The sequence below is a fragment of the Micromonospora sp. BQ32 genome (assembly GCF_059358895.1).
Map to the genome: position 1 here is coordinate 181,943 of NZ_JCADBI010000004.1, position 22,887 is coordinate 204,829.

The 22,887-nt window shown below is 69.2% G+C and carries 21 protein-coding genes; 9 read left to right on the forward strand and 12 right to left on the reverse strand.

Annotation, left to right across the window (positions count from 1 at the left end; all coding sequences use genetic code 11):
* Positions 1 to 2: 2 nt before the first annotated feature.
* Positions 3 to 1,847, forward strand: a complete 1,845-nt coding sequence (locus AC5L30_RS10385) for an AfsR/SARP family transcriptional regulator (RefSeq protein ID WP_494866765.1) — start codon at positions 3 to 5, stop codon at positions 1,845 to 1,847.
* Positions 1,848 to 1,870: 23 nt separating this feature from the next.
* On the opposite strand, the gene AC5L30_RS10390 is transcribed toward AC5L30_RS10385, so the two are convergent.
* A complete protein-coding gene (locus AC5L30_RS10390) occupies positions 1,871 to 2,281 on the reverse strand; it encodes a (4Fe-4S)-binding protein (RefSeq protein ID WP_494866766.1) in 411 nt (136 codons plus the stop codon).
* Positions 2,274 to 2,600, reverse strand: coding sequence for a GNAT family N-acetyltransferase (locus AC5L30_RS10395; protein WP_494866767.1), 327 nt, complete (start codon positions 2,598 to 2,600; stop codon positions 2,274 to 2,276). The genes AC5L30_RS10390 and AC5L30_RS10395 overlap by 8 nt, the downstream gene beginning before the upstream one ends.
* Positions 2,601 to 2,755: 155 nt before the next feature.
* Between AC5L30_RS10395 and AC5L30_RS10400 the strand changes: the two genes are divergently transcribed.
* Positions 2,756 to 3,409, forward strand: coding sequence for a hypothetical protein (locus AC5L30_RS10400; RefSeq protein ID WP_494866768.1), 654 nt, complete (start codon positions 2,756 to 2,758; stop codon positions 3,407 to 3,409).
* On the opposite strand, the gene AC5L30_RS10405 is transcribed toward AC5L30_RS10400, so the two are convergent.
* On the reverse strand, positions 3,333 to 4,145 hold the full coding sequence (locus tag AC5L30_RS10405; RefSeq protein ID WP_494866769.1) for a helix-turn-helix domain-containing protein: 813 nt from the start codon (positions 4,143 to 4,145) through the stop codon (positions 3,333 to 3,335). The two genes, AC5L30_RS10400 and AC5L30_RS10405, sit on opposite strands and share 77 nt — an antisense overlap.
* Positions 4,146 to 4,405: 260 nt before the next feature.
* On the opposite strand from AC5L30_RS10405, the gene AC5L30_RS10410 reads away from it, so the two are divergent.
* The 3 genes from AC5L30_RS10410 (at position 4,406) to AC5L30_RS10420 (ending at position 8,934) form a co-directional block, all read left to right on the forward strand.
* Positions 4,406 to 5,497, forward strand: coding sequence for an LLM class flavin-dependent oxidoreductase (locus AC5L30_RS10410; RefSeq protein ID WP_494866770.1), 1,092 nt, complete (start codon positions 4,406 to 4,408; stop codon positions 5,495 to 5,497).
* 381 nt (positions 5,498 to 5,878) lie between these two features.
* Positions 5,879 to 8,011 carry an alpha/beta fold hydrolase gene (locus AC5L30_RS10415; protein ID WP_494866771.1) on the forward strand — a complete coding sequence of 711 codons (2,133 nt, stop codon included), beginning with the start codon at positions 5,879 to 5,881 and terminating at the stop codon, positions 8,009 to 8,011.
* Between the two features lie 86 nt (positions 8,012 to 8,097).
* Positions 8,098 to 8,934 (forward strand): CPBP family intramembrane glutamic endopeptidase, encoded by an 837-nt coding sequence (locus tag AC5L30_RS10420; RefSeq protein ID WP_494866772.1) that lies wholly within the window; start codon positions 8,098 to 8,100, stop codon positions 8,932 to 8,934.
* A 37-nt stretch (positions 8,935 to 8,971) separates the two neighbouring features.
* Here the strand turns inward: AC5L30_RS10420 and AC5L30_RS10425 are convergent, their stop codons facing one another.
* Positions 8,972 to 9,628 (reverse strand): hypothetical protein, encoded by a 657-nt coding sequence (locus AC5L30_RS10425; RefSeq protein WP_494866773.1) that lies wholly within the window; start codon positions 9,626 to 9,628, stop codon positions 8,972 to 8,974.
* A gap of 289 nt (positions 9,629 to 9,917) precedes the next feature.
* Here AC5L30_RS10425 and AC5L30_RS10430 point away from each other — a divergent pair, with 289 nt between their 5' ends.
* Entirely contained in the window at positions 9,918 to 10,925 is a 1,008-nt protein-coding gene (locus AC5L30_RS10430) for a zinc-dependent alcohol dehydrogenase family protein (RefSeq protein WP_494866774.1), read from the forward strand.
* Between the two features lie 101 nt (positions 10,926 to 11,026).
* Here the strand turns inward: AC5L30_RS10430 and AC5L30_RS10435 are convergent, their stop codons facing one another.
* Entirely contained in the window at positions 11,027 to 11,731 is a 705-nt protein-coding gene (locus tag AC5L30_RS10435) for a GOLPH3/VPS74 family protein (RefSeq protein WP_494866776.1), read from the reverse strand.
* A gap of 37 nt (positions 11,732 to 11,768) precedes the next feature.
* On the reverse strand, positions 11,769 to 12,518 hold the full coding sequence (locus AC5L30_RS10440; protein ID WP_494866778.1) for a helix-turn-helix domain-containing protein: 750 nt from the start codon (positions 12,516 to 12,518) through the stop codon (positions 11,769 to 11,771).
* Between the two features lie 204 nt (positions 12,519 to 12,722).
* Here AC5L30_RS10440 and AC5L30_RS10445 point away from each other — a divergent pair, with 204 nt between their 5' ends.
* Complete coding sequence (locus AC5L30_RS10445) at positions 12,723 to 13,037, forward strand: DUF3455 domain-containing protein (protein WP_494866780.1); 315 nt, start codon at positions 12,723 to 12,725, stop codon at positions 13,035 to 13,037.
* 83 nt (positions 13,038 to 13,120) lie between these two features.
* On the opposite strand, the gene AC5L30_RS10450 is transcribed toward AC5L30_RS10445, so the two are convergent.
* The 6 genes from AC5L30_RS10450 to AC5L30_RS10475 all read right to left on the reverse strand — a co-directional run bounded on the left by AC5L30_RS10450 (position 13,121) and on the right by AC5L30_RS10475 (position 20,426).
* Positions 13,121 to 13,783 carry an NAD(P)H-binding protein gene (locus AC5L30_RS10450; protein ID WP_494866781.1) on the reverse strand — a complete coding sequence of 221 codons (663 nt, stop codon included), beginning with the start codon at positions 13,781 to 13,783 and terminating at the stop codon, positions 13,121 to 13,123.
* A 312-nt stretch (positions 13,784 to 14,095) separates the two neighbouring features.
* Positions 14,096 to 16,852 carry an AAA family ATPase gene (locus AC5L30_RS10455; protein WP_494866782.1) on the reverse strand — a complete coding sequence of 919 codons (2,757 nt, stop codon included), beginning with the start codon at positions 16,850 to 16,852 and terminating at the stop codon, positions 14,096 to 14,098.
* A gap of 112 nt (positions 16,853 to 16,964) precedes the next feature.
* Positions 16,965 to 17,618 (reverse strand): response regulator, encoded by a 654-nt coding sequence (locus tag AC5L30_RS10460; protein ID WP_266305384.1) that lies wholly within the window; start codon positions 17,616 to 17,618, stop codon positions 16,965 to 16,967.
* A complete protein-coding gene (locus AC5L30_RS10465; RefSeq protein ID WP_494866784.1) occupies positions 17,615 to 18,769 on the reverse strand; it encodes a sensor histidine kinase in 1,155 nt (384 codons plus the stop codon). The genes AC5L30_RS10460 and AC5L30_RS10465 overlap by 4 nt, the downstream gene beginning before the upstream one ends.
* A 14-nt stretch (positions 18,770 to 18,783) precedes the next feature.
* A complete protein-coding gene (locus AC5L30_RS10470) occupies positions 18,784 to 19,533 on the reverse strand; it encodes an ABC transporter permease (RefSeq protein ID WP_494866785.1) in 750 nt (249 codons plus the stop codon).
* A complete protein-coding gene (locus AC5L30_RS10475; protein WP_494866787.1) occupies positions 19,530 to 20,426 on the reverse strand; it encodes an ABC transporter ATP-binding protein in 897 nt (298 codons plus the stop codon). Before AC5L30_RS10475 ends, AC5L30_RS10470 begins: the two co-directional genes overlap by 4 nt.
* Before the next feature lie 178 nt (positions 20,427 to 20,604).
* Here AC5L30_RS10475 and AC5L30_RS10480 point away from each other — a divergent pair, with 178 nt between their 5' ends.
* A complete protein-coding gene (locus AC5L30_RS10480; protein ID WP_494866788.1) occupies positions 20,605 to 21,096 on the forward strand; it encodes a MerR family transcriptional regulator in 492 nt (163 codons plus the stop codon).
* Between the two features lie 223 nt (positions 21,097 to 21,319).
* On the forward strand, positions 21,320 to 22,786 hold the full coding sequence (locus tag AC5L30_RS10485; RefSeq protein ID WP_494866790.1) for an MFS transporter: 1,467 nt from the start codon (positions 21,320 to 21,322) through the stop codon (positions 22,784 to 22,786).
* The last annotated feature ends 101 nt before the right edge of the window (positions 22,787 to 22,887 follow it).

The following is a 22,887-nucleotide window of genomic DNA, read 5'->3' on the forward strand; positions in this document are numbered from 1 at the left end:
CTATGGCACCGGAGCCCCAGGGTCCGCTCGGACTGCGCTTTCTGGTGCTCGGCCCGGTACGGAGTTTTCATGGCGGGACGGAGCTCGACCTCGGCCCGCCGCAGCAACGGGCGCTGCTGGCGTCACTGCTGCTGCGCAACGGTGCGCCGGCGTCGATCGACGAGCTAATGGCGGCGATCTGGCCGGACGATCTCCCACGGACGGCCGCCGGGATGGTCCGTTCGTACATTTCCCGCCTACGCCGCTCCATCGCCGATGTCGGCGCCTTCGATCCGATCCGTTCCACCACCGGCGGCTACTCCGTGCGGGTGAGCGATGTCAGCTTCGATCTGCGCGATTTCCTGACCGGGCTGTCCGCCGCCCGCGAGAGGCGACGGGCGGGGCAAGTGGCGGACGCGGCCGCGCATCTGGGCCGAGCGTTCGCCCTGTGGCAGGGCGTCCCGCTGGCCGGCGTGCCGGGCGCCTTCGCCCAGTTGCAGCGCACCCGGCTGGAGCAGCTGCGAACGGCCGCGGCCGAGGATCTCGCCGGTGACGAGATCGAGTTGGGCCGGCCCGCCGAGACGGTAGACAGCCTGGTCTCACTGGTCGCCGGGCACCCGCTTCGCGAACGCCCGCGTGAGCTGCTGATGTTGGCGCTCTACCGTTCCGGCCGGCGAGCCGACGCGCTCGAGGCGTACCGGGCAGCCCGGTCGACCCTGCGCGACCAACTCGGGATGGACCCGGGCCCGGCCCTGCAGAGGATGCATGCCCGGGTTCTCGCCGGGGATTCGGATCTGCCGGCCAGCCTGCCTCCGGCCGCGCGCGTCACCCCCGCGCAACTGCCGGCCGACCTGCCCGACTTCGTGGGCCGGGTGAACGAGCTCCGCACGCTCACTGACGCGCTGCGGCGCACCGGTTCCTCCGTCCCGATGGTCGGTATCGACGGCATCGGAGGCGTGGGGAAGACCGCGCTCGCCGTCCACGCCGCGCACCGGATCGCCCGGCGGTTCCCGGACGGGCAGATCGTGGTCGAGGGCGACGTTGTGGGCACCGCGTTCGACGCGCTTGGCGGCATGATCCGCGCGCTGACCGGGGCGGCCGCGCCGGATTCTCTGGCGGAGCGTACGGCGGCGTGGCGCTCGTTGACGGCCGGGCGGCGCATCCTGCTTGTCCTGGACGGAGTCCGGGACGGCTCCCTGATCCGGCACGTGATGCCGGGCGCGGGCGGTGCGGCGGTGCTGCTGACCTCGCGGCAGAAGCTGGTGGAGGCGGCCGGGGCGCGGTGGCTCACCCTGGGCCCGCTCAGCCCCGACGAGACCGAGCGCCTGCTTGGAGCGATCATCGGTGAGAGTCGGCTCCGGGGCGAGCCCGAGGCGGCCCGGCGGATAGCGCAGGGTACGGCCGGACTCGGGCAGGCCGTACGCGCGGTAGGTCTGCGGCTCGTCGCCCGTCCGCAGTGGAGCCTGGCCAAGGCGAGTACGCGCATTCTCGTCGAGATGCCCGTCGCCTGGCTGCGTGCTGCGGAGTGCGAGGAGATCGACTCGCCCTACGCGGAGGCCATGAGCCTGCTCGCGCCCGATGCGGCGCGTACGCTCCGGCTGCTCGCGGTGTCGCGGGACTGGGAGATCACCGTGCCTGTCGCGGCCGCACTACTCGTAGTGCTCGAGACCCATGCCGAGGACCTGCTGGAGGCGCTGGCCGACGCCCATCTGATCGAGGCGGACGGTGACGGCGGGTATCACTACCTGAACCCGGTATGGAACTTCGCCCATCGCAGGGCGTTGATCGACGACGGCCCGGACGACGTCCGAGCTGTGCTCTCGCGGTGGCATGCGTACCGGGCCAGTATCGCGTCGCCGGGGCGATGACGAGTGCGTGCGCTCGACGGCCGTCAGGTGCTGCGGCACGCGTTGTCGCAGAACGGTCGCTTCAATGATCGGCCGCAAGCGCACAGCGTCATCCGGTGTTTCGGGTGAGGTCGCGGGCCGGCGCCGGTCAGCGTCAGGTTGCCGTGCAGCAGGATCTGCCCGCGCTCGTTCGTGGTCACGACGGTGGGGTCGGGCGGTGTCTCATCGGCGCCCCCGTCGTGCCGGGTGTATTGCAGCGCGCCGCTGGGGCAGCGTTCCACGACGGCGGCCAGCGCGGCGGCGCCGGCGTTGTCCGGGGCGATCCAGGGCCGTGCGGAGACATCGAACACCTCCGGGAGCCCTCGCACGCACTCGGCGAAGTGCAGGCACCGGCCGCCGTCGAACGTGACCGTGATGTCGGATCCCGGGTACGACTTCACATTCGGCTCACTCATCGTGCTCGCCCAGGACCGCGCGGGAGCTCTGGCCGCGACGGGTCAGATCCTGATACTCCGGGTGGATCTTGATGAACCTCGCGAAGAACGGGCACGCCGGCACCACCCGCAGGCCCCTTCCGCGTACGTCGTCGAGGGCCTGACGCGCGAGCCGGCTGCCCAACCCTCGTCCCTCGTAGGCGATCGCCACCTCGGTGTGGATGAAGACGATCCGCTCCTTCTCGAGGTAGTAGACGGCGAAGCCCGCGAGATCGCCGTCCATCGCGATCTCGTAGCGATGCTGTGCGGGATTGTCGCGCACGTCGACGTTGTCGTTCATCGTGTCAGCCAACACCGTGTGGTTGGAACACGGTCAAGCACCACCGGTCGGTACGCGGGCGGGTCTTCAGAGGCGGTGTTCTTCGAGGTTCATGGCGATCAAGGTCCGTCCACTCCGATTGACTGTGTCCCGAGGACACGGTTTTGAATGACCGGGTGTTCGACGAATGGCGGCGGCGCCGAGCCATCCAGCGCATCAAGGCCGGGGACGGGCGCGCGCTGAAGCGATTCCGTTGGTGGCAGTCGCTGTCCCGGTCCCTGTTCTATCTTCCCGCGGACGCCGGCGCGGGCCGGCCGGTGGAATACGCGGTCGACGTGAACCACATGAAGAGCAACGAGAACCTCGACACCGAAGCCCACCTGTATCGCGACGGCCGGCGCTTCGAGCGGGCGAGGCTCCCTGCGGTCTTCCCGATCGAGGGCGGCGCGATCGAGGTGAAGATGTCGGCCTTCGGCCTCCGGCGGTGTCACTTCGTCGCCGACGACGGGACCGAGCAGCAGCTTGTGCCGGATCCGCGCTCGGCCGAGGGGCGCCGCGCCCGGCTCGACCGTGAGCGTCCGTTGCTCAGCCGCTGGATCGGCGTGATCTCCCTCGTCATGATCCTCGTGCCGCTGGTCCTCGGCCTTCCGCAGACCGTCGAGTCGATCTCCCGGTTCCCGCCGCTGGCCGAGCGGTTCGGTGTTCTCGAGTCGCCGATCGACGCGTCGGCCTGGCTCAACATCGCGCTCGTGGTCAGCGCGACGGTGGGCAGCACCGAGCGTGCTCTGCGCCTGCGGTACAACCGATGGCTGGACGCGGTGGCGGACTGACGGCGGATCGGCCTTCCGTCCGCAACTGCTGGCGGGCCAGCTCTTTGGCGCGGTGGATGACGTCGAGCTGGGCCTCGTTGTGGAGTTCCCGCAACGCGTCGACGAACGTCTGCCGCGTCACGGATTCCCCCGACGACACGTGCGCCATCGCGTCGTTGTCCATCCACGGATAGTCACGAAGGGTGCGGACCAGGGACGGCGCGTACTTCTCGGCGAGGTTCTGCCGCGTCGCCTCGTCGGCGTCAGCGGGCAGCGCGTCGAAGTCGGCGCTGACGGCGTCGTCGTTGTTGTTCTCCACCGCGTTCCGCACGTCGGCGAGGGCCTGGTCGTCGAAGAATTGCGTGTATATGTGGATAAGCGAGCGATCGGCCTCGGACAGGCGGGCAGCGACGGGCTCGAAGCCCGGTGGCGTGTCAGGCGGCGCGTTCTCGCTCAGGATGGCCGCGATGCTCTGCCGGGCCTTCTCCAGCCGTTCGATGGCGGCCGCGTGGTCGACGTCGATCTGCTGCAGCGTCTCGGGGGAGCCCGCGCTCGGCTCTTTGATCCGGGACAGCGGCACGCCCAGCTCGACCAGCCGGCGGATGTGCAGCAAGCGTACGAGATGCAGCACTTCGTACTGTTTGTAACCGTTGTGGCGGCGATCGGGCTCCTCGAGCAGGCCCAGACGATGGTAATGCCGGATCGTGTTCACCGTGGTGCCCGCGAGTGTCGCGAGTTCGCTCGTGCTCCACGCCACGTCGATCCCCTTCCCGGCCCATCGGGTGCGGACCTCGGCCGCAGGCGACAAGTACCGGGTGGTACTCAAGAAAGCTCGAGGTTAACAGCTCGCCGCCGGCCCGCCTGAGCGTTCTCCGTCACTGTCGCCCGTTGACTGTGTGGCCAGCACACGGTTTCTGATGGGGGACACCACCGGCATCGGCGTAGTCCTGCTGGCCGGAGTCGTCGCGCCGAATCCCACCGGTTCCAGCCGGCGGTCCAGTTCGAAGGAGTCTTGTGATGCAGTTCGGCGTTTTCACAGTGGGTGACGTCACCCGGGACCCCACGACGGGCCGGACCCCGACCGAGCACGAGCGCATCGAGGCCATGGTGACCATCGCGCTGAAGGCCGAGGAGGTGGGCCTCGATGTGTTCGCCACCGGCGAGCACCACAACGTGCCCTTCGTGCCGTCCTCGCCGACCACGATGCTCGGCTGGATCGCCGCCCGGACCGAGAAGCTGCTGTTGAGCACGGCCACGACGCTGATCACCACAAACGACCCAGTGAAGATCGCCGAGGACTACGCGATGCTGCAGCACCTGTCGAATGGGCGGGTCGACCTGATGATGGGCCGCGGCAACACCGGTCCGGTCTACCCGTGGTTCGGTAGGGACATCCGGGCCGGCATCCCTCTGGCCGTCGAGAACTACGCGCTGTTACGCCGGCTGTGGCGGGAGGACACCGTCGACTGGTCGGGTAAATTCCGTACGTCGCTGCAGTCGTTCACCTCGACGCCGCGCCCCCTTGACGGCACTCCGCCGTTCGTCTGGCACGGCTCCATCCGCAGCCCGGAGATCGCCGAGCAGGCCGCCTTCTACGGTGACGGCTTCTTCGCCAACAACACCCTCTGGCCCACCTCGCATACCCAGCGCATGGTCGGGCTCTACCGCGAACGTTTCGCTCACTACGGCCACGGCGACCCCGACCGGGCCATCGTCGGTCTGGGCGGTCAGGTGTTCATGCGCAAGAACAGCCAGGACGCGGTGAACGAGTTCCGACCGTACTTCGACAACGCGCCGGTCTACGGGCATGGGCCCTCGCTGGAGGAGTTCACCCGGGACACACCACTCACGGTGGGCAGCCCGCAACAGGTAATCGACCGCACCCTCGGGTTCCGCGACTACGCCGGCGACTATCAGCGCCAACTGTTCAACCTCGACCATGCCGGTCTGCCGTTGAAGACGGTGCTGGAGCAGCTCGATCTGCTCGGCGAACAGGTCGTGCCGGTGCTGCGCAAGGAGTTCGCCGCCCGCAAACCGGCGCACGTGCCGGACGCCCCGACGCACGAGTCCCTGAAGAGGGCAGCGGCCACGGCGGCGAGCACCGACTGAACACCGCCCGGGGGTCCACCCGAGAACCGCCACGCCGATTCACGACGACCTGGGTCCTTCCCCTCGCCGAAACGGCTCAGGCGAGGAGGGCTGTCGCTTCGATCTCCACGACGAACTCGGACGTGAAGAGAGCCGGGACTCTGATGATGGAAATGGGTGGAGTCGGAGCGGGCAGACCGTCCTCTAGCAATCCGTCCGGGTACAGAAAATCCACGCTCATGTGATCTTCCTCGGTCGGGCTGGAGACTGCTCCCAGCGCAAACCGTGTTCCACGAACACAGTCAAGGCGATAGCGCCGAACGGGCGCGGCGGGCCGACCGCTTGACCCGGTTCCTGGAACAGGGTGTCGCATACGGGAAGACATTCATGAAAGGAGCCGGCATGACACTGGAAGCTGCGATCCGTTCCGACGACGCGGCGGCGGTGGCGGAATTGCTCGAGTCGGGCGCAGACCCGCACCGCCGCGACGCCGGTGGCCTCACACCCCTGATGGTCGCCTCCGGTCTCGGTCGGCAACGCCTGGTGGAGCTGTTGCTGGAGGCCGGCGCGGACGTATTGATGGTCGAGCCGCGCATGGGCGCCACGGCGTTGCACAAGGCGGCGCAGGCCGGTGCCGACGGCGTCATCGGCCTGCTCCTCGACCATGGCGCCTTCGTCGACCAGCAGTCGCCCCGGCTCGGTCACACGCCGCTGATGGACGCGGTGCAGTACAAGCGCGAGGTGGCGGTCCGGCTGCTACTGGCCCGCGGAGCCCGTACCTCGGTGCGGAACCACTGGCAGGAGACGGCGCTCGACCTGGCGGTGCGCGACGGCTCGGAGGCAATCGCCGCTCTCCTGCACGCGCGGACCGCGGCCGACGCCGACCGGATCCGGTCGCTGCAGCTGACGGCGGCGGTCAAGGCCGGCGACCTCGCCGCAGTGAAACGGCTCATCGGGGCCGGTGCGGACCTCGACGAACGAATGCCGGCCGTCGGCGATCACGATGACGACTACACGCCGCTCGGGATCGCCGCTCGCGACGGGCACATCGGCATCGTCCGCGTGCTGCGTGAGGCCGGTGCGGATCCGCGCCGGCTCAACGGGCTGATGGGCGCGACGCCGGGCCATGAGGCCGCCTTCGCCGGGCACGCCGACGTCGTCCGGACTCTGACGACGCGCGGCCCCAGCGGTACGACGACGCTCGAGATCGACGCGCAGGGCGCCTACAACGGCTTCACCGCCTTGCACGACGCGGTGTGGCACGGGCACCGGGAGGCAGCACAGGCCCTGGTCGAGGCGGGCGCCCGCCTCGACCTGACCTCGCACACCGGTCACACACCCCGGCAGCTTGCGGTCCGCTACGGCTACGACGATCTCGCGGCGTATCTGGCCGAGGCCGAGAGCGAAGCCGTACGACCATCCCCCTTTGCCTTCCCCGAGGCCGCGCTCGACGATCTGCGCGAGCGGCTTCTGCGTACGCGATGGCCCGATCCCGAACCGGTGGAGGACTGGAGCCAGGGCGTGCCGCTGCACAGGCTGCGAGCGCTGTGCGACTACTGGCGGGACGGCTACGACTGGCGGGCCTGCGAGGCCCGGCTGAACGCGCTCAGTCCGTCGACGACGCGCGTTGACGGACTCGACATCCACTTCCTGCACCTGCGGTCGCCCGAACCGGAGGCGATGCCGCTCGTGATGACCCACGGCTGGCCCGGTTCGGTCATCGAGTTCCTGAAGGTGGCGCCGATGCTGGCCGACCCGCGGGCCCACGGCGGCGACCCCCGGGACGCGTTCCACGTCGTCCTGCCCACGATGCCCGGCTTCGGACTGTCCGGCAAGCCGACCGAGACCGGGTGGGGACCCGATCGAATCGCGCAGGCTTGGGTCGAGCTGATGCGGCGGCTGGGCTACGACAGCTTCGGCGCGCAGGGCGGTGACTGGGGGCACGCGGTCACGACCGCGCTGGGCGCCATCGGCGAGCCCACTGTGCGAGCCATCCACTCCAACATGTTCCCCACGTACGGTACCGAGGAAGTCACCGACGAGCAGGAGGAGCGCGCGCTGCAACGATGGCGCGACTTCCAGGCCAACGAGTCGGGCTACCAGCACGAGCAGATCCAGAGCCCCCAGACGATCGGGTACGCGCTCACCGACTCGCCGGTGGGGCAGGCGGCCTGGCTCTACGAGAAGTACGAGCAGTGGACCGACTACGACGGCGATCCGGAGAACCTGCTCAGTCGTGACGAGATGCTGCACAACATCACGTTGTACTGGCTGACCGGCACCGCCGCCTCCTCGGCTCGCATCTACTGGGAGAGCTTCCGCACCTACCGCGACCCGAAGGTCGAGGTGCCGGTCGGCGTCAGCCTCTTTCCCCGCGACATCTATCTCGCCAGCCGCCGCTGGGTGGAGCAGCGTTACCCGAACCTCGTGCACTACAACGAGCTGCCCAAGGGCGGGCACTTCGCCGCCTGGGAACAACCCGAGCTGCTGGCCGCGGAGGTGCGTGCCAGCTTCCGTCACGTACGCCAGAGATAAGCAATGCAAAGGACCGACGCTTCGTGAACTCGACGCCACCCATCGCTCCCCCCGACAGCACCCGTCCCTTCGGTACACACATCCGGATGGCCTGGTGGAAGTCGGTGATCGTCATCGCCGCGATACCCCTGACGTTGCTCCTGCTTCAGATCGTGCTTTACCAGCTGGCCAGTTCGATCGAGGGGAGCGACCCTTCCGAGCCGACGCTCACTCCGCTCAAGCTGCTGGCGGCCAATCTCAGCACCGGCCTGACCGCGCTGCTCGCCGTGGTACTCGTTTCCCGGTTCGGGAAAGTGCCGTGGCGCACGATTTTCAGCTCGCCACGGCACTTCGACAAGCGGCGCCTGGCGCTCTATTTCGGCGGTTCCGTCGTGCTCGTCGGGGCCGGCCTCGCCGTCGGGGCGACCTTTACGCCCGACGCCATGAACTGGGTGGGCTTCGGTTTCACCGGCACCACCGTGGCGCTGCTGGTCGTCGTGGTCGTCTCCACACCGATCCAGTCGGCCGGCGAGGAGATCATGTTCCGGGGCGCGATGCTCCCGGCGGCAGCATCGTGGTTCCGCGCCGTACGGCTGGCGTTCATCACCGGACTCGTGGTCTCCAGCCTCGCGTTCGCCCTCACGCACGCGGCCGGTGACCCTTGGCTGAACGGCTATTACCTGTTCCTGTCGGCCTGCACCGCCCTTATGGGCTTGGTCAGCCGCGGACTCGAGGCCGCGATGGCATTTCACGTCGCGAACAACATAGTCGCAACAACCATCAATGCCCTCATGGCCGGAGGCGACGCCATCGTCGTCGACCGCACCGAGGGCGCAGGCGGCGGTCCCGCCCTGATCATCCTGGCCGTCGTCAACCTGGCAGTGCTCACGTTCGTCTGGCTTCGCGAACGGTCGCGTCGCACCGGTCCGGAGCGAGGGGTGTAGCTCGTTCATTGCTTGGCCCGGACAGCCGCCGCGAGTATCACGTCGTTGACGATGCTCGCGGCGGTCCGTGGGAACTCGGGATAGAACTGCGGCAGCGTTCCGCTTCCGGCGCCCGGAGGACGGCTGGAACAGAAGTAGCAGGAGGTCTTCGGCCAGGTTTGGCGGGCCGAGCCGCTTTGGCTGATATTTTCGATGGGGAATGCGACGCGAGTCCCGGGAAGCGCGACGCAGTCGACAGGGGCGGTTGAAGCCGGAGGTCAAGCCACCAGGGACGAGACGACACCCCAGGCGAAGGTGGTGGCATGGCCGCGGTGAACTGGGTCGGGACGGCCAGCGGTCCGAGCAGGCTCGCTCCGGGCACGCCGAAGCGCACGAGGTAACGGCGGAGACGCCGGCGCCCCTTGGACTCGGGGCGCTCCTCGCGGCCGCTCGGTCGGCGTCCGTGAGCGACCGCGGCGGCGCGGGCCCGCGAGCTGACCAGCACGACGACGAGTACGCAGAGGAAGTTCCCCGCGGCCGCGGCGACCCCGGCCACCACGGGATGGATCCCACCGACCACTCCGATCGGCGATGCGCCCTCGCCTTCGATGAACGGGATCGCGCCGGCCAGCATGACGACGAACGGCTGGACCAGTTCGGGCACCTCGGCCACGAGGTCGCGGAAGTTCTGAACGATCGTTTCGACGGGAGTCACGGCGGCTCCTCGAGCGGGGAGATGCGTTCTCCTTCCCAGTAGCGACTGTGTGCTCAGCACAGAGTCAAACGCCCTGTTTCTGGCCCTCCCGAGGATCGGATGTGTTCCCTGCCGGGTCCGCTTGGAAAATGCCCGGGCCAGCGGCCATCGGCCATCGATGGGCGGGCCCGGCACCGTGACCCCGTTGACCGGCCGACGGCTGGACTGTGCGGTAACCACACCGTTTTCACTGGAGGGACGCTGACCTTGCCGTTGTGTCACGCACCAAAACACGATGAGGAGCACCGATATGACTGATTCGATGAAGGCTGTTGTGCTCGCCCGTTTCGGAGGGGCTGATGCTTTCGAGTTGCGCGACGTTTCCGTGCCACAAGTCGAACCCCGCCAGGTGCGGGTGCGTGTCCATGCGACCGCCGTCAACCCGCTCGACTTTCAGATTCGGCGCGGAGATTACGTGGATCATGTGCCGCTTCCGGCGATCATCGGCCACGACATCTCCGGGGTGATCGAGGAGGTCGGTTCTCACGTGACTGAGTTCCGTGCCGGCGATGCGGTGTATTACACGCCGCGGATCTTCGGCGGCCCTGGCTCCTACGCCGAGCAGCATGTCGCCGATGTCGACCTTGTCGGCCGTAAGCCGGAGAACGTCAGTCATCTGGAGGCGGCGAGCCTGACTCTGGTCGGCGGCACGGTCTGGGAGGCGCTGGTGACGCGAGCTCAGCTCACGGTGGGGGAGACGATCCTCATTCATGGGGGTACGGGTGGTGTCGGCACGATTGCGATTCAGGTCGCGAAGGCGATCGGCGCGCGCGTGATCACCACTGCGAGGGCCGGCAACCATGAGTTCGTGCGCGCTCTGGGCGCGGATGCGGCGATCGACTCTGCAACCTCCGACTACGTCGATGCTGTGGCCGAGCTGACTGGAGGAAAGGGGGTTGATGTCGTCTTCGACACGATCGGTGGCGACACGCTCACCCGAAGTCCGCTGACGCTCGCCGACGCCGGACGCGTCGTCAGCATCGTCGACATCGCGCAGCCGCAGAACCTCATCGAGGCGTGGGGTAAGAACGCCGCCTATCACTTCGTCTTCACCCGGCAGAACCGAGGAAAGCTGGACGCGCTCACCACGCTGGTCGAGCGCGGTCTCGTGAAGCCGGTCATCGGCGCGACCCTTCCGCTGGCTCGGGTGGGCGACGCTCACGAGCTCCTGGAGAACAGGGGGTCGTATGAACTGCGCGGCAAGGTCGCGATCGATGTGGCGGGGGAAACTGTTGCGCTTCCCCCTCGCATCTCGTAGCGGAACGCTCCAGGCACTCGGGCGCCGGGAGGGAAGAAGGGGACGTGCTTCGCTGGTCAGCCGAAGCGGGCGGGGTCGGCGCCGGAGAGCGGCTTCAGTCGTTACTGGTTCTGCGGCGGAAGAACAGCCGCAGCGACGATCACGTTGCTGACGATGGTCGCGGTGATGGTGCGGGCGACCGCTTCGGCGGCAGCCTCGGCTCCCCAATTGCCCTGCTCGAGCTTCTGGGCGCGGGCGATGACCGAAGGGGTCCAGGGGATCTCGGGATCGAACTGCGGGAGCGTGCGGCTTCCCGACAGCAACGCCGCGAGCGCGACGACCCGGGGTTGTAGCTCCACACCGTCGACCAGCACCCTCCGCACGTCGGAGAGCAGACCGGCCCGCCGGCCGGATCCGCCGTCCTCGAGGACCTTCATGTCGAACAAACCGAGCGCCTTGGGGATGGACTCGCGGATGTCGCCGCGGATGATGAGCCGGTCGAGCAACGGGCTCCGCAGGGTCGGCCCGATCGTGGCGAGTGTGGCCTGCACACCGCGAGGCTTCACGGCAACGTGGTCCCACGCCGATCGCAGGATGTCGTCCGCGGGGGGACGGTGCGCGACGGCCTCCACCCGGGTTGATCCGCCCCAGCCGGGGATGGTTCGCACATGTCCGCCGAGGCCGAGATCGGCGAGCACCGCACCCCCGAGAACGTAGAAGAGCGTGTTCTCGCCGGCGATGACACCGGTGCCCCGCTTCCCCGCGTTCGGCTGGAACAGAAGCAACAGGAGGTCTTCGCCCAGGGTGGCGGGCCCGAGCTGAGCCATGGTGCCTTCCTTTCGATTCGGGATGCTACGCACGAGCTCAGGCCGGAGGGTCGAGCCCCTGTTCGCGGCGCAGTTGCTCCTGAGCGAGGATGCTGGCCCGGCCCAGCACATCGACCTGGGCGGGGTTGTAGAGACCGACGACGGCGTCGATGAACGTCTGGCGTGTGACGTGCTCACTCTTCGACAGATGCCGGGCGGGGTCGCGCAGCCAGGGATAGTCGACCAGATGCTGCGCCAGGAGCGCGGCGAGCTTCTCGGCGAGGTTCTGGCGGGTCGCTTCGTCGGCGTCGGGTGGCAGGGTGTCGATGTCGTGGCTGATGGGATCCGTGTCGGCGTCCGCCATGCGCCGCAGGTCCTTCATCACGTTCTCGTCGTAGAGCTGGGTGAAGACGTGGATGAGCGAGGTGTCGGACACCGTCAGCCGCGGCGCGACCGACTCGAAGCCGGCGGGCGCGTCGGCTGGCGCCCCGTCGCGCAGAATGATCGCGATGTCGGAGCGGGCTCGGCGCAGACGCTCGACCTCGGCCGCCAGGTCGGCGTCGACCTGACGCAGCACTTCCGGGGCGGGGGCGCCGCCCGAGGTGATCGCGCCGATCCGGGACAGGGGCACGCCCAGCTCTACGAGCCGCCGGATGCGCAGGAGGACGACGAGATGCTGTACCCCGTACTGCTTGTATCCGTTCGGCCGGCGCTCGGGCTCGTCGAGCAGTCCGAGCCGATGGTAGTGCCGAATCGTGTTCACCGTGGTGCCGGCGAGTTCCGCGAGCTCACGGGTGCTCCAGGCCACGTCGGTTCCTTCCTGGGTCTGACCCGGCGGTCGGCGGTCAAGTGCTGGCTCGCAGTCGACACCGTGTTCCCACCACAGAGTCAATGCGCCGATAACTCGGATCTTGAAAACTTCCTTGAGTCGCGGCCGCGCTTCGAACACCGCCGTGTCCGGCTCCGTCGTCCGGGCTGGTGCGCGCAGACGTGCGCAGAATCGGAGGCAACGATGCGGCCGGACGCCCAGCTGGTCGGCACCACCGGACGGATCCACCACTTCAAGGGACCGAGCGGGCAGTCCACCCGCGACGGCTCGCTCATCACCGAGAAGAAGACCGCCGAGAGCGCACGGCCGGGGACCATTCCCGAGCTTCTGCTTACGGTCGACAGCCACTCCGGCCGTGGCGTGCTGGCCGGCGTCACGTACATCAGCCGCCTGCAGATCTCCGGCGGCGTGGCGCCCGCCGCAGCGTGCGAGGACGGTGCCAGCAACGCGGTCCCGTACGGGGCGATCCATGCCTTCTCGGCGGCCAAGCGCGGCTGATCGGTAGCCTCGTTGCCCGCCGTGCGCGGCGGGCAACGAGGTCGACCGATCCCGGCATCGGCGGCCGGAAGGGGCTTGGCGGTCTAGCGGACGTTCGCCTGGACGGCTGCGAAGATCGGTGTCGAGCCTTGAGTGAGCTCGAGAATCTGCCGCCTCAAGCGGGGCTCGTGCAGTAGCTCCAGGAGAGTCGCCGCGACGTCCTCGCGGGCGATCTCGTCGTGCGGTTGTGCCGGACCGAGCGAGATCGCACCGGTTCCGGCCCGATCGACGAGCATGGACGGCCGGAGGATCAACCAGTCGAGGTCGGACTCACTGACGGTGACGTCGACCAGCTTCTTCACGGCGAAGTAGAACTCCACGTCATCGTCGAGGCGCTGCCCACGCCCAGCCTCGGGGAGGACGGACACCAGCGTGAAGCGATCCACCCCGGCCAGGCTCATCGCCTGAAGGGTTCGCATCACACCGTCCCCGTCGATGGCCGCGGTGACCTCGCGGGCGCCGCCGTTCGACCCGGCCGTGTACACGACCGCGTCGAATCCACTGATCATGGCGGCCAGGGACTCGGCGGTCAGGTCCGCGAGCTCGCCGACGTACGCGTCGATGCCTTGTGCGGCGAGCTCGGCCCGCTGATCGTCGCGGCGCACGAGACCGCACACCGTGTCGCCGCGGTCGGTCAGCTCCCGGGCCAGCAGTCTCCCGACCGCTCCGCTGATCCCGATGATGAACACCCTCAACCGGTCCTTCATACGTCCCAGCCTTCGTGGGGGAGGGCACAAGTGCCGCGGAAGATGAACTGCGAGGGGAGCTTGCGCTGGTCACCGCTCCAGTGACCAGGCGCGGTGGGAGCGATCGGCCCCATGCTCGCTGTGGCAGGACTCATGGCGTGGGTCTCCTGATCTGACGTCGGACGTGTCATCAGGCTCGCACCGGTGACAGCGCCTTCGCGTCGGTGAAAGTTCCTTAGACCGGTCTGCGAGGGGGCCGCGTTGGCGAGCCTGATGACGGCGGTCACCGGCGCGTTGGGTCGCAGGGCGAGCCGCCATCCGATCCGCGCTTCGTCAAGGATTGGGCATGCCGGGCAGATTCAGCTCCTTGAGCTGGCGGCGGGAGGTGATACCGAGCTTGCGGAAGATGTTGCGCAGGTGAGCTTCGATCGTGCGTGGGCTCAGGAACAGCTGCGCCCCGACCTCCCGCGACGTCGCCCCGGTGGCTACCAGCCGTGCGATGTGCAGCTCGTGGGCGGTGAGGCTGTCGGCCGTCGGGGCGATCCGTTTGCGGGGATGCTCGCCGGTGGCTCGCAGCTCGCGGGCGGCGCGGGCCGCGAATCCTTCCAGGCCCATGTTCGACAGCAGCTCGTGGGCGGTGCGGAGCTGTTCGCGGGCGTCTAGGCGGCGGCCCTCGCGGCGCAGCCACTCGCCGTAGACCAGATGCGTACGGGCGAGATGGCCGGTCATCCGGCAGGCTTGCAGCCACTCGATCGCCTCGCGGTAGTGCTTGTCGGCGTCCGGCCCGGTGCTGGTCAACGCCTGGGAGCGCGCCGCCAGGCCGAGCGCCCAGGGGCTGCCGCTGGCCCGGGCCCGTTCGTCGAGCAGCTCTACCGCGGTGGCCGCGCGCTTCGGCTCACCCGTGCGGGACGCCGCCTCGATGAGCTCGGGCAGGTTCAGGTTGCTGTACAGCGTCTCGTCGGTTCTGGCCGCGCTTCTCGCCGCGTCCAGCGCGGCTGGATAATTGCCCAGACCGTTGTACAGCACCGTCAGGGCGTACTGCGCCATGGTCACCGCGGTGCCCTCGCCTCGGGCGGTGGCCTGTTCGACGCTTGCCGCGTGCAGTCGGGTGGCTTCGCCCTCGAGGCCGCGCCAGGCGGCCAGTACGAGCTGGGCGTGCAGCAGGGGCACGCCGCCGGTCGCCTGCGTGATGCCGACTTCTTCGGCGGCCAGCTCGCTGGCGTGCTCGACCTCGCCGGCGAACACCAGCACGACGGATTGGAAGAGGAGCGCGGCCGGCAGCACGGCGAGCGCGCCCGCTTCGCGGGCGAGCCGGACGTTGCGGTCGGCCAGCGCGAGGACCGAGTCGTCGTCGAACAGGGCCAGGGCGATGCGGCTGGCCAGCCAGAGCCACCGCTGGTTGCCGGCGACCTCCTCGGCCGGCTGGTCGCGGAAGGCATGCACCGCGCGGCGCAGTTCGGGCACGCCAGCCTCGTACCCGTGAATGAACGCGGTCACCAGCGCGTCGAGCAGCATGTCGGCCGGCCTCGGCGGCCCGGGCGGGGCGGGCGCGTCCTGGGCGCTCTCGGCGACCTCCCGCACGCCGCGTTCGTGTCCGACCTCGCCGGTGATGATCGCCGTGTCGAAGGCGTCCAGGTACGTTTCGCGGGCCAGCGCGGGGTCCAGCGGGCCGAGCGTCCTGGCCGCGTCCAGCAGCATTCCCGGCACGTCGCTGCTGCGGGTCAGATGGAAGGCGATGCGAGCGCGGGACAGTTGCAGCCGCCCGCGTTGCCGGGCGTCCAAGGGCCCGGCCGCCGCCACCGCCAGCAGTTCCAGGGCCGCCTCGGGCGCACCGGCCTCCTGTTTGGCGTCCGCGGCCTCCAGCGCACGCCTGGCCCGGTCGGCGGGGTCGGGCGTCAGCTCGGCCGCCTGCTGCAGGAACGCCGCGGCGGCCGCCGACCCGCCTCGCGCCCGTGCCCGGCCGGCCGAGCGCTCCAGGCCCGCCGCGACCTCCTCGTCGGGGCCCTGCAGGGCCTGCGCCAGGTGCCACACGCGCCGGTCTGGATCGACGAGAGGATCGATGGCGGCGGCGAGCGCGCCGTGCGCGCGGCGGCGATCCGGTGGTGAGGCTGCTCGATAGACCGCCGACCGCGCCAGCGGATGGCGGAACCGCACCCTTGCGCCGATCTCCAGCATGCCTGCGGCTTCGGCGGGCACGGCCGCCTCCTTGGCGATGCCCAGTTTCTCGCCCGCCCGCCACAGCAGGGCCACATCGCCGGTCGGCTCGGCCGCCGCGATCAGCAACTGCAGTTGACTCTCGGCCGGCAGGCTGCCCGAGCGGCGCTGAAAGCTGTCTTCGATGCGGCGCGGAACATTCAGCGCGTCGGGCAGCTCGAACCCCCCGGCCAGCCGGCCGGGTTGTGCGCTTCGGGGCAGTTCGAGCAGCGCCAAGGGGTTGCCCCGGGCTTCGGCGACGATGCGTTCACGCACTTCGTCGTCGAGGGGGGCCGGGACCGCGCCGGTCAGCAGCGCTCGCGCGTCGGCCTCGCCGAGTCCGTCCAGGCGCAGCTCGGGCAGCCCGTCGAACACCCGGACGTCACTTTCCCCCGGGTCACGCAGCGCGAAGATCAGGGCGAGCCGCTCGGCCGCCACCCGACGCGCCACGAAGGCCAGGACCTGAGCGGACGCCTGATCGAGCCATTGCGCGTCGTCGACCAGGCACAGCAGTGGCCGTTCCTCGGCCACCTCGGCCAGCAGGCTGAGAGTCGCCAGCCCGACGAGGAAGCAGTCCGGCGTCACCCCGCCCTGCTGCCCGAACGCGACTCCGAGAGCGGCCTGTTGCGGCTCGGGCAGCGCTCCGGCGCGATCCAGCAGCGACCCGGCCAGCTGGTACAGACCCGAGAAAGCGAAGCTGATCTCGGATTCCACCCCGACCGAGATCGCCGTGCGGAACCCTGATCCGCTCGCGATGTCGCGGGCATGTTCCAGCAGCGCGGTCTTGCCGATGCCGGCTTCCCCGCGCGCCACCAGGGCCCCGCTGCGTCCGGACTGCGCCCGGGCCAGCAGCTGTTCTACCGCTGCGCTTTCGGTGCGGCGGCCCAGCAGCTCCATGAATTCCGCACCTCCGTCTAGCAGGTGGTCGATTTAGGTAGATTCCGATATTTGATGGCGATAGCGTAACAAGGAAGACTTTTTACCAGGAACATTCCTGCCCTTCCGCCCGTCAGCGAGGCTGGACCAGGCCGTTGTCGTACGCGAAGATCACCGCCTGGATCCGGTCGCGTGCGCCGATCTTGAACAGGACCCGTCCGACGTGCTTCTTCACGGTCGACTCGGTCAGCGTGAAGCGTTCGGCGATCTCGGTGTTGGTGGCGCCCTGGCCGATCGCCTCGAGGACCTCGCGCTCCCGCTCGCTCAGCGTGCTCAGGCGGGGATTCTCGGATGTGGCCGGCGCTGGTTCCTGCAGGTAGGCGTCCATCAGCTTGCGGGTCAGGCTGGGGGCTACCACTGAGTCTCCGCTCGCGACGGCGCGGATACCGGCGATCAGTTCCTCGGGGCGCGCGTCTTTGAGGAGAAAGCCGCTCGCTCCGGCTCGAAGTCCGGCGTAGACGTATTCGTCCAGATCGAATGTGGTCAGGATCAGCACGTGGGTGCGGGAGCCGGCCGCGGTTATGCGGCGGGTGGCCTCGATGCCGTCCATGCCGGGCATGCGCACGTCCATCAGCACCACATCGGGCCGGGTCTGATCGACTTTCCGCACTGCCTCGGCGCCGGTGGCGGCCTCGCCTACCACGGTGATGCCCGGGGTGCCGTCGAGCAGCATCTTGAAGCCCATTCGTTGCAACTGCTGGTCGTCGACGATCAGGACGGTGGTCATGAGGGCTCCTTGAGGACTACGTCAACGAGCCAGCCGTTCTCGACCGGGCCGGCGGTCACTATCCCGCTGTACATGGCGGCGCGTTCGCGTATGCCGAGCAGGCCGTGGCTTGGAGGGGCCGGTATGGCACGGCCGTTGTCGAGAACGCGTACCCGTACCTCTCCGCGGCAGGCAGCGAGAGTGACTGTCGCGGACGCGCTGCGCCCCGCGTGTTTGAGGGTGTTGGTGAGCGCTTCCTGGACGATGCGGTAGACCGCGAGCTGCAGCCCCTTGCCGAGGGTGTGCAGCTCGCCCGAGGTGGAGTAGGTGACTGGCAGCCCGGCTGCCCGCACGCTCGGCAGCAGCCGGTCGAGATCGTCGATGCCGGGCTGCGGCCTCAGCTGCGGACCAGGGTCACCCTCGCGCAGCACGCCCAGCACCCGGCGCAGCTCCGCGAGCGCCTGGCGGCCGGTCTCGCCGATCAGCCGGAGCGGTTCGGCGGTCTGCTCCTGCCGCGATCTGGCGAGGGCGGCGCTGCCGTCGGCAAGGCCGACGATCACCGACACGTGATGGCCGACGATGTCGTGCATCTCGCGGGCCACCCGGGCCCGCTCCTCAGCGACCGCCAGGCGGGCCTGCTGATCCCGTTCGATCTCGAGGCGGGCGGCCCGGTCCTCCAGGGCGATGAGGTACGCCCGGCGGGTGCGCACCGCGACGCCGGACGCGACCGCGGCTGCCTCTGTGCCGATCGCCAGGAGCAGGGTGGTGACGCGGTTCTCCGTCACCGGGTTGATCAGGTAGATCTCGGCGACCAGCAGCGCGAGGGCGATCCCGGCGGCCCAGGCCAGCGCCCGCCACGAACCGCGGGAGGCCACCCCGAACAGCATCACGAGCAGGATCACTCCGGCGCCGACGCCGACGTCCAGCAGTCCCTCGATCAACTCGATGGTCGCGGTGGCCAGGAACGCCGGGAACGGGTACCGCCGCCGCCAGTAGAGCGGTGGCAGCAGCACCAGGGTCGCGATGGTCGCCGACAGGGGTTTCTCGATGATGTTCGGGATGCTGAAGAGCACGATCGGGACGGCTACCAGGGTGTCCATGACCCACGGGTGGCGCCGGTCGAACGCCCGCAGCCGTGCCTGCCGGTCCACGAGCCATCCCTGCGTGCTCATCGCCCGAGTCTCCCTTACGCGTCGGTCTTCTTGAGCCGATAGGCGGTGGCGGCGAGCGTCACGGCCACGTACCCGGCGAAGACTGCGAGACCGGCCCACGGACCCAGCGTGCCGTCCGTGGGAGCCAGTGCCATCACGGCGCTGCCCGCGTTGCTGGGCAGGTAGGGGGTGACGGCATCGGCGATCGAGTCCGGCAGCAGCGGGGCCAGAACGGGCACGACCAGCAGCGCGCCGGACAGGATCGCGATGGCGCCGGCGCTGGACCGGACGAGCATGCCGAGCGCGACGCCGAGCACCGCGACCAGCCCCAGATAGAGGCCGGCGCCGAACAGGGCCCGCACGACGCCCTCGTCACCGAGGCCCAGACCGTCGACCTTCTCGTTGAGCACGGCCGACCCCGCGGCGAAAGCGGCGAAGGCGCCGATGGTCATCGTCACGAAGGCGGCCGCCCCGGCCACGAGGCCCTTTGACCACAGCACCGGCAACCGGCGCGGCACCGCGGCCAAAGTCGCCCGGATCATGCCGGTGGTGTATTCGCTCGCCCCCAGCAACGCGCCGAGCACACCGACGGACAGGGCGGCCAGGACGCTGCCCGACAGGGCCAGATCGACCGAGGTCGGGCCCTCACCCGAGAAGGACGCCGAGGCGATCATGCCGAAGGCGATCAGGAGGAAGACGGAGATGCCGGTCGTGATCCAGGTGGAGCGCAGGGAGGAGAACTTGGTCCATTCGGCGGCGACGACGCCACCAGGGGTGATCTTCATCGGGATGCCTCGTATTCGACAGCGTCGCGGGTCAGGTCCATGAACGCCTCTTCGAGGGAGGCGTTCTGCGGGGTGAGTTCGAACAGCGGGATGCCACGGGCGGCCGCGGCCAGCCCGATCTTGCGGGCGGAGGTGCCGGCGACGAGCAGTTCCTCGGCGCCGGTCGAGGTGACCGTGATGCCCGGACCGGCGATCGTCGTGCGCAGCGCGTCGGGCGCGGGAGTGACGACCCGGACGCCCTCGGCGGTCACGAAGTCGGCCACGGTGGTGTCGGCCAGCAGTCTGCCCCGGCCGATGATGACCAGGTGGTCCGCGATCAGCGAGACCTCGCTCATCAGGTGCGAGGACAGCATCACGGTGCGGCCCTCGGCGGCCAGGCCGGTGAGCAGGTTGCGCACCCAGAGGACACCCTCGGGGTCGAGGCCGTTGACCGGCTCGTCGAGCATCACCACGGCCGGGTCGCCGAGCAACGCGGCGGCGATGCCGAGCCGCTGCCCCATGCCAAGGGAGAACGCACCGACCCGCTTGTGGGCGACGGCCGAGAGGCCGGCCAGGTCGAGCACCTCGTCCACGCGCGAGCGCGGGATGCCGTTCGTGCGAGCCAATGCCAGAAGGTGGCTGACCGCCGTCCGGCCGGGGTGTGCGGCCTTGGCCTCGAGCAGAACGCCGATGTCGCGCAGCGGTGCCTGCGACGACGCGTACGGCTTGTCGTTGACCAGCACGTCGCCGGAGGTCGGCGCGTCGAGGCCGACGATCATCCGCATGGTCGTCGACTTGCCGGCGCCATTGGGGCCGAGGAAGCCGGTGACCTGTCCGGGCTTCGCGGTGAACGACAGGCGGTCGACGACCGTCTTCGCACCGTATCGCTTGGTTACTTCGCGTACCTGAATCATGCTCACGACGCTAGGTCCGGGCACAGCCCCCATCGTGGTACCGCGGTCGGCATTTCCGGCCCGCCGTTGGTACCCAGGTTCTACTGGCCATCGCTACGTAAGGGTTTTTCACCGACGCGAACGCCGCCCCGCCGATGCGAGCGTGAAGCTCAGCCGTACCAAGGGGGGAGGAGCTGACGTGGCCTGGAGCACCCGGGAGCTGGCGGAGCTCGCCGGCACGACGGTCAACGCGATCCGGCATTACCATCGGATCGGCCTGCTCGATGAGCCCACGCGCCGATACAACGGATACAAGCAGTACGGGGTGTCCGACCTCATGCTTCTGCAGCGCATCCGGTGCTTGTCCGAACTCGGCGTGCCGCTCTCCCAGATCCGCGAGATCTGCCTGGACGGCGCGGCCGCGCCGGACGTCCTGAGGCAGGTCGACGCCGGCCTTGCCTCGGAGATCGAGCGGTTGAGCAAGGCCCGGACCGACATCGCGACCATTCTGCTCACCCGTGCACCGGTTGGGACCGACCTGCTGGTTCATTCCGGCGTTCTGGAGCATGAGCATCCGTACCACTACGCCCAAGCGGCTGATGCTGACGACGGCTCGACGCCGATCGCGCGAGCATCGTCCGGGCGAAGGTGCACTGAGCGGGTTCTTTGCGGTCGGAGGAGGTCTCGATGAGCGAGAATTCCCAGGTCGACGACTGGCCGACTACGCGATCCTGATGGTGCTGGTGCAACTGACGCGCACCGTCCGGCGTCTCGCCCGGAGCCTTCGTGCCGGCCGCGAGCGCCACGTCGCCGGCCGTGGCGCGGTCCACGGGTGATCCGGTGAAGGCACACCGCGGCGAAGGGCGACGACCATGCCGACAACTCGAGGCACGCAGTCGTCCGGAACACAGCCGGTGCCGCTGCGCTCGACCGCGGCCCTTTCCGGCGTGGCCTCGGTCGTCGGTTTCCTCCTGATCCTCGAGTTCGCCTCCGGGCTCACCCAGAGCTGGCTCGCACCCCTGGTGCCCAGCATCCTGCAGCGCTACGACACGACCGCGGCCAGCCTGAACTGGCTCGACGCGGTCTATCTGCTGTCATCGGCGGTGTGTGTGCCGCTGCTGTCCAAGCTCGGTGACCGCTACGGTCACCGCCGGTTCCTGGTCGTGGCGGCCGTCTCGGTCGCGGTCGGGTCGGTGCTCGTGGCCGTCGCGCCAACCTTCGAGATCCTGCTGCTGGGGCGGGCTGTTCAAGGGCCGTTGGCGGCGTTGCTGTCGCTGGAGTTCGCGATCATCCGTGAGCGGGCCGGGCATTCGACCGGACGGGCGATCGGGCTCCTCGTCGGCGCGGTCGCCCTGGGCGGGAGCGCCGGCCTGCTGCTGTCGGGGGTGATACGCCAGTACTTCAGTCTGTCGGCGACGTTGTGGATACCCGCCGCCCTCATGACCCTGGTGGTTCCGGTGGTGGCGTGGCTTGTGCCTGAGACGACGCTGCGCACGACGGGCCGCATCGACTGGACCGGAGCGGTGCTGTTGAGCGTCGGGTTGGTGCTGCTGCTCGCCGCCGTCGGCAACGGCAGCGGCTGGGGCTGGACGGACGCCCGCACGGTCGGGGGGATCGCCGCAGGCATGGCCTTGCTCGCCATCTGGGTCTGGGTCGAGCAGCGTGTCACGCATCCCTTCGTCGACGTATCGCTCATGATGCGCGGCGCACTGGGACTGCCGGTGCTCGCCGGGTTCTTCGCCGGGGCCGAGTTGTTCGGCAGCCAGGCGGCCAGCGCCTTGTACCTCGGGCTGCCCGCAAGCACCGGAATCGGGTTAGGCCTCACCTCGCTGCAACTGGGACTCGTGCTGCTCGCGTTCGGTCTCGCCGCGTTCGCCGGCACCTGGCTGGCGCCTCGGCTGACCGAACGGGCCGGGAGCCGGACCGCTGTGGCCCTCGGGGCGGTACTGACTGCTGCGGGGTACGTGCTGACGGCACTGGTTCACGACGCCGTAGCCACTTTCGTCGTCTGGCAGGTCCTGATCGGGGCCGGCAACGGCGTGGTGCTGGCCACGCTCTCGACGTATGTGGTGACTCGGGCGCCTGCGGACGCGGTTGGCATCAGCTCCGGCTTGTTCAACACCGCGCGGGCGGTCGGAGGCGCTGTGTCCGGTGCCACCTTCGCGGCCGTCATGGCGGCCCTGTCGAGCCACGTGCCCGGGGTCGCAACGCCGGTGACGGGTAAGGCCGGCTACGTGACGGTCTGGCTCGCCTGCGCCGTCTTGGCGATCGTCGTGGCCGCTTTGGCGCTCTGTTTGCCCATGACAAAGTCTGTTCGAACTCGAAATCCTTCGCGAGCTGGCCAAGGACCTCGACGGCGGTTTGGCAGACCGAGCACTTGAGCAACCGGCCGAGTTGCACAGTTACGAATTCCGGCCCGGGCTGGTAGAAGCCACCCCGGTGGTCACCCGCCACCTGCCGCACGTGCGGCCGATCCAGCAGC

Coding starts and splice junctions, on each gene's coding strand:
- AC5L30_RS10435 (WP_494866776.1), bottom strand. CDS start 11,731: ATGGCTCAGCTCGGGCCCGCCACCCTGGGCGAAGACCTCCTGTTGCTT.
- AC5L30_RS10410 (WP_494866770.1), top strand. CDS start 4,406: ATGCAGTTCGGCGTTTTCACAGTGGGTGACGTCACCCGGGACCCCACG.
- AC5L30_RS10465 (WP_494866784.1), bottom strand. CDS start 18,769: ATGAGCACGCAGGGATGGCTCGTGGACCGGCAGGCACGGCTGCGGGCG.
- AC5L30_RS10460 (WP_266305384.1), bottom strand. CDS start 17,618: ATGACCACCGTCCTGATCGTCGACGACCAGCAGTTGCAACGAATGGGC.
- AC5L30_RS10420 (WP_494866772.1), top strand. CDS start 8,098: ATGGCCTGGTGGAAGTCGGTGATCGTCATCGCCGCGATACCCCTGACG.
- AC5L30_RS10395 (WP_494866767.1), bottom strand. CDS start 2,600: ATGAACGACAACGTCGACGTGCGCGACAATCCCGCACAGCATCGCTAC.
- AC5L30_RS10470 (WP_494866785.1), bottom strand. CDS start 19,533: ATGAAGATCACCCCTGGTGGCGTCGTCGCCGCCGAATGGACCAAGTTC.
- AC5L30_RS10455 (WP_494866782.1), bottom strand. CDS start 16,852: ATGGAGCTGCTGGGCCGCCGCACCGAAAGCGCAGCGGTAGAACAGCTG.
- AC5L30_RS10475 (WP_494866787.1), bottom strand. CDS start 20,426: ATGATTCAGGTACGCGAAGTAACCAAGCGATACGGTGCGAAGACGGTC.
- AC5L30_RS10430 (WP_494866774.1), top strand. CDS start 9,918: ATGACTGATTCGATGAAGGCTGTTGTGCTCGCCCGTTTCGGAGGGGCT.
- AC5L30_RS10385 (WP_494866765.1), top strand. CDS start 3: ATGGCACCGGAGCCCCAGGGTCCGCTCGGACTGCGCTTTCTGGTGCTC.
- AC5L30_RS10445 (WP_494866780.1), top strand. CDS start 12,723: ATGCGGCCGGACGCCCAGCTGGTCGGCACCACCGGACGGATCCACCAC.
- AC5L30_RS10415 (WP_494866771.1), top strand. CDS start 5,879: ATGACACTGGAAGCTGCGATCCGTTCCGACGACGCGGCGGCGGTGGCG.
- AC5L30_RS10450 (WP_494866781.1), bottom strand. CDS start 13,783: ATGAAGGACCGGTTGAGGGTGTTCATCATCGGGATCAGCGGAGCGGTC.
- AC5L30_RS10390 (WP_494866766.1), bottom strand. CDS start 2,281: ATGAGTGAGCCGAATGTGAAGTCGTACCCGGGATCCGACATCACGGTC.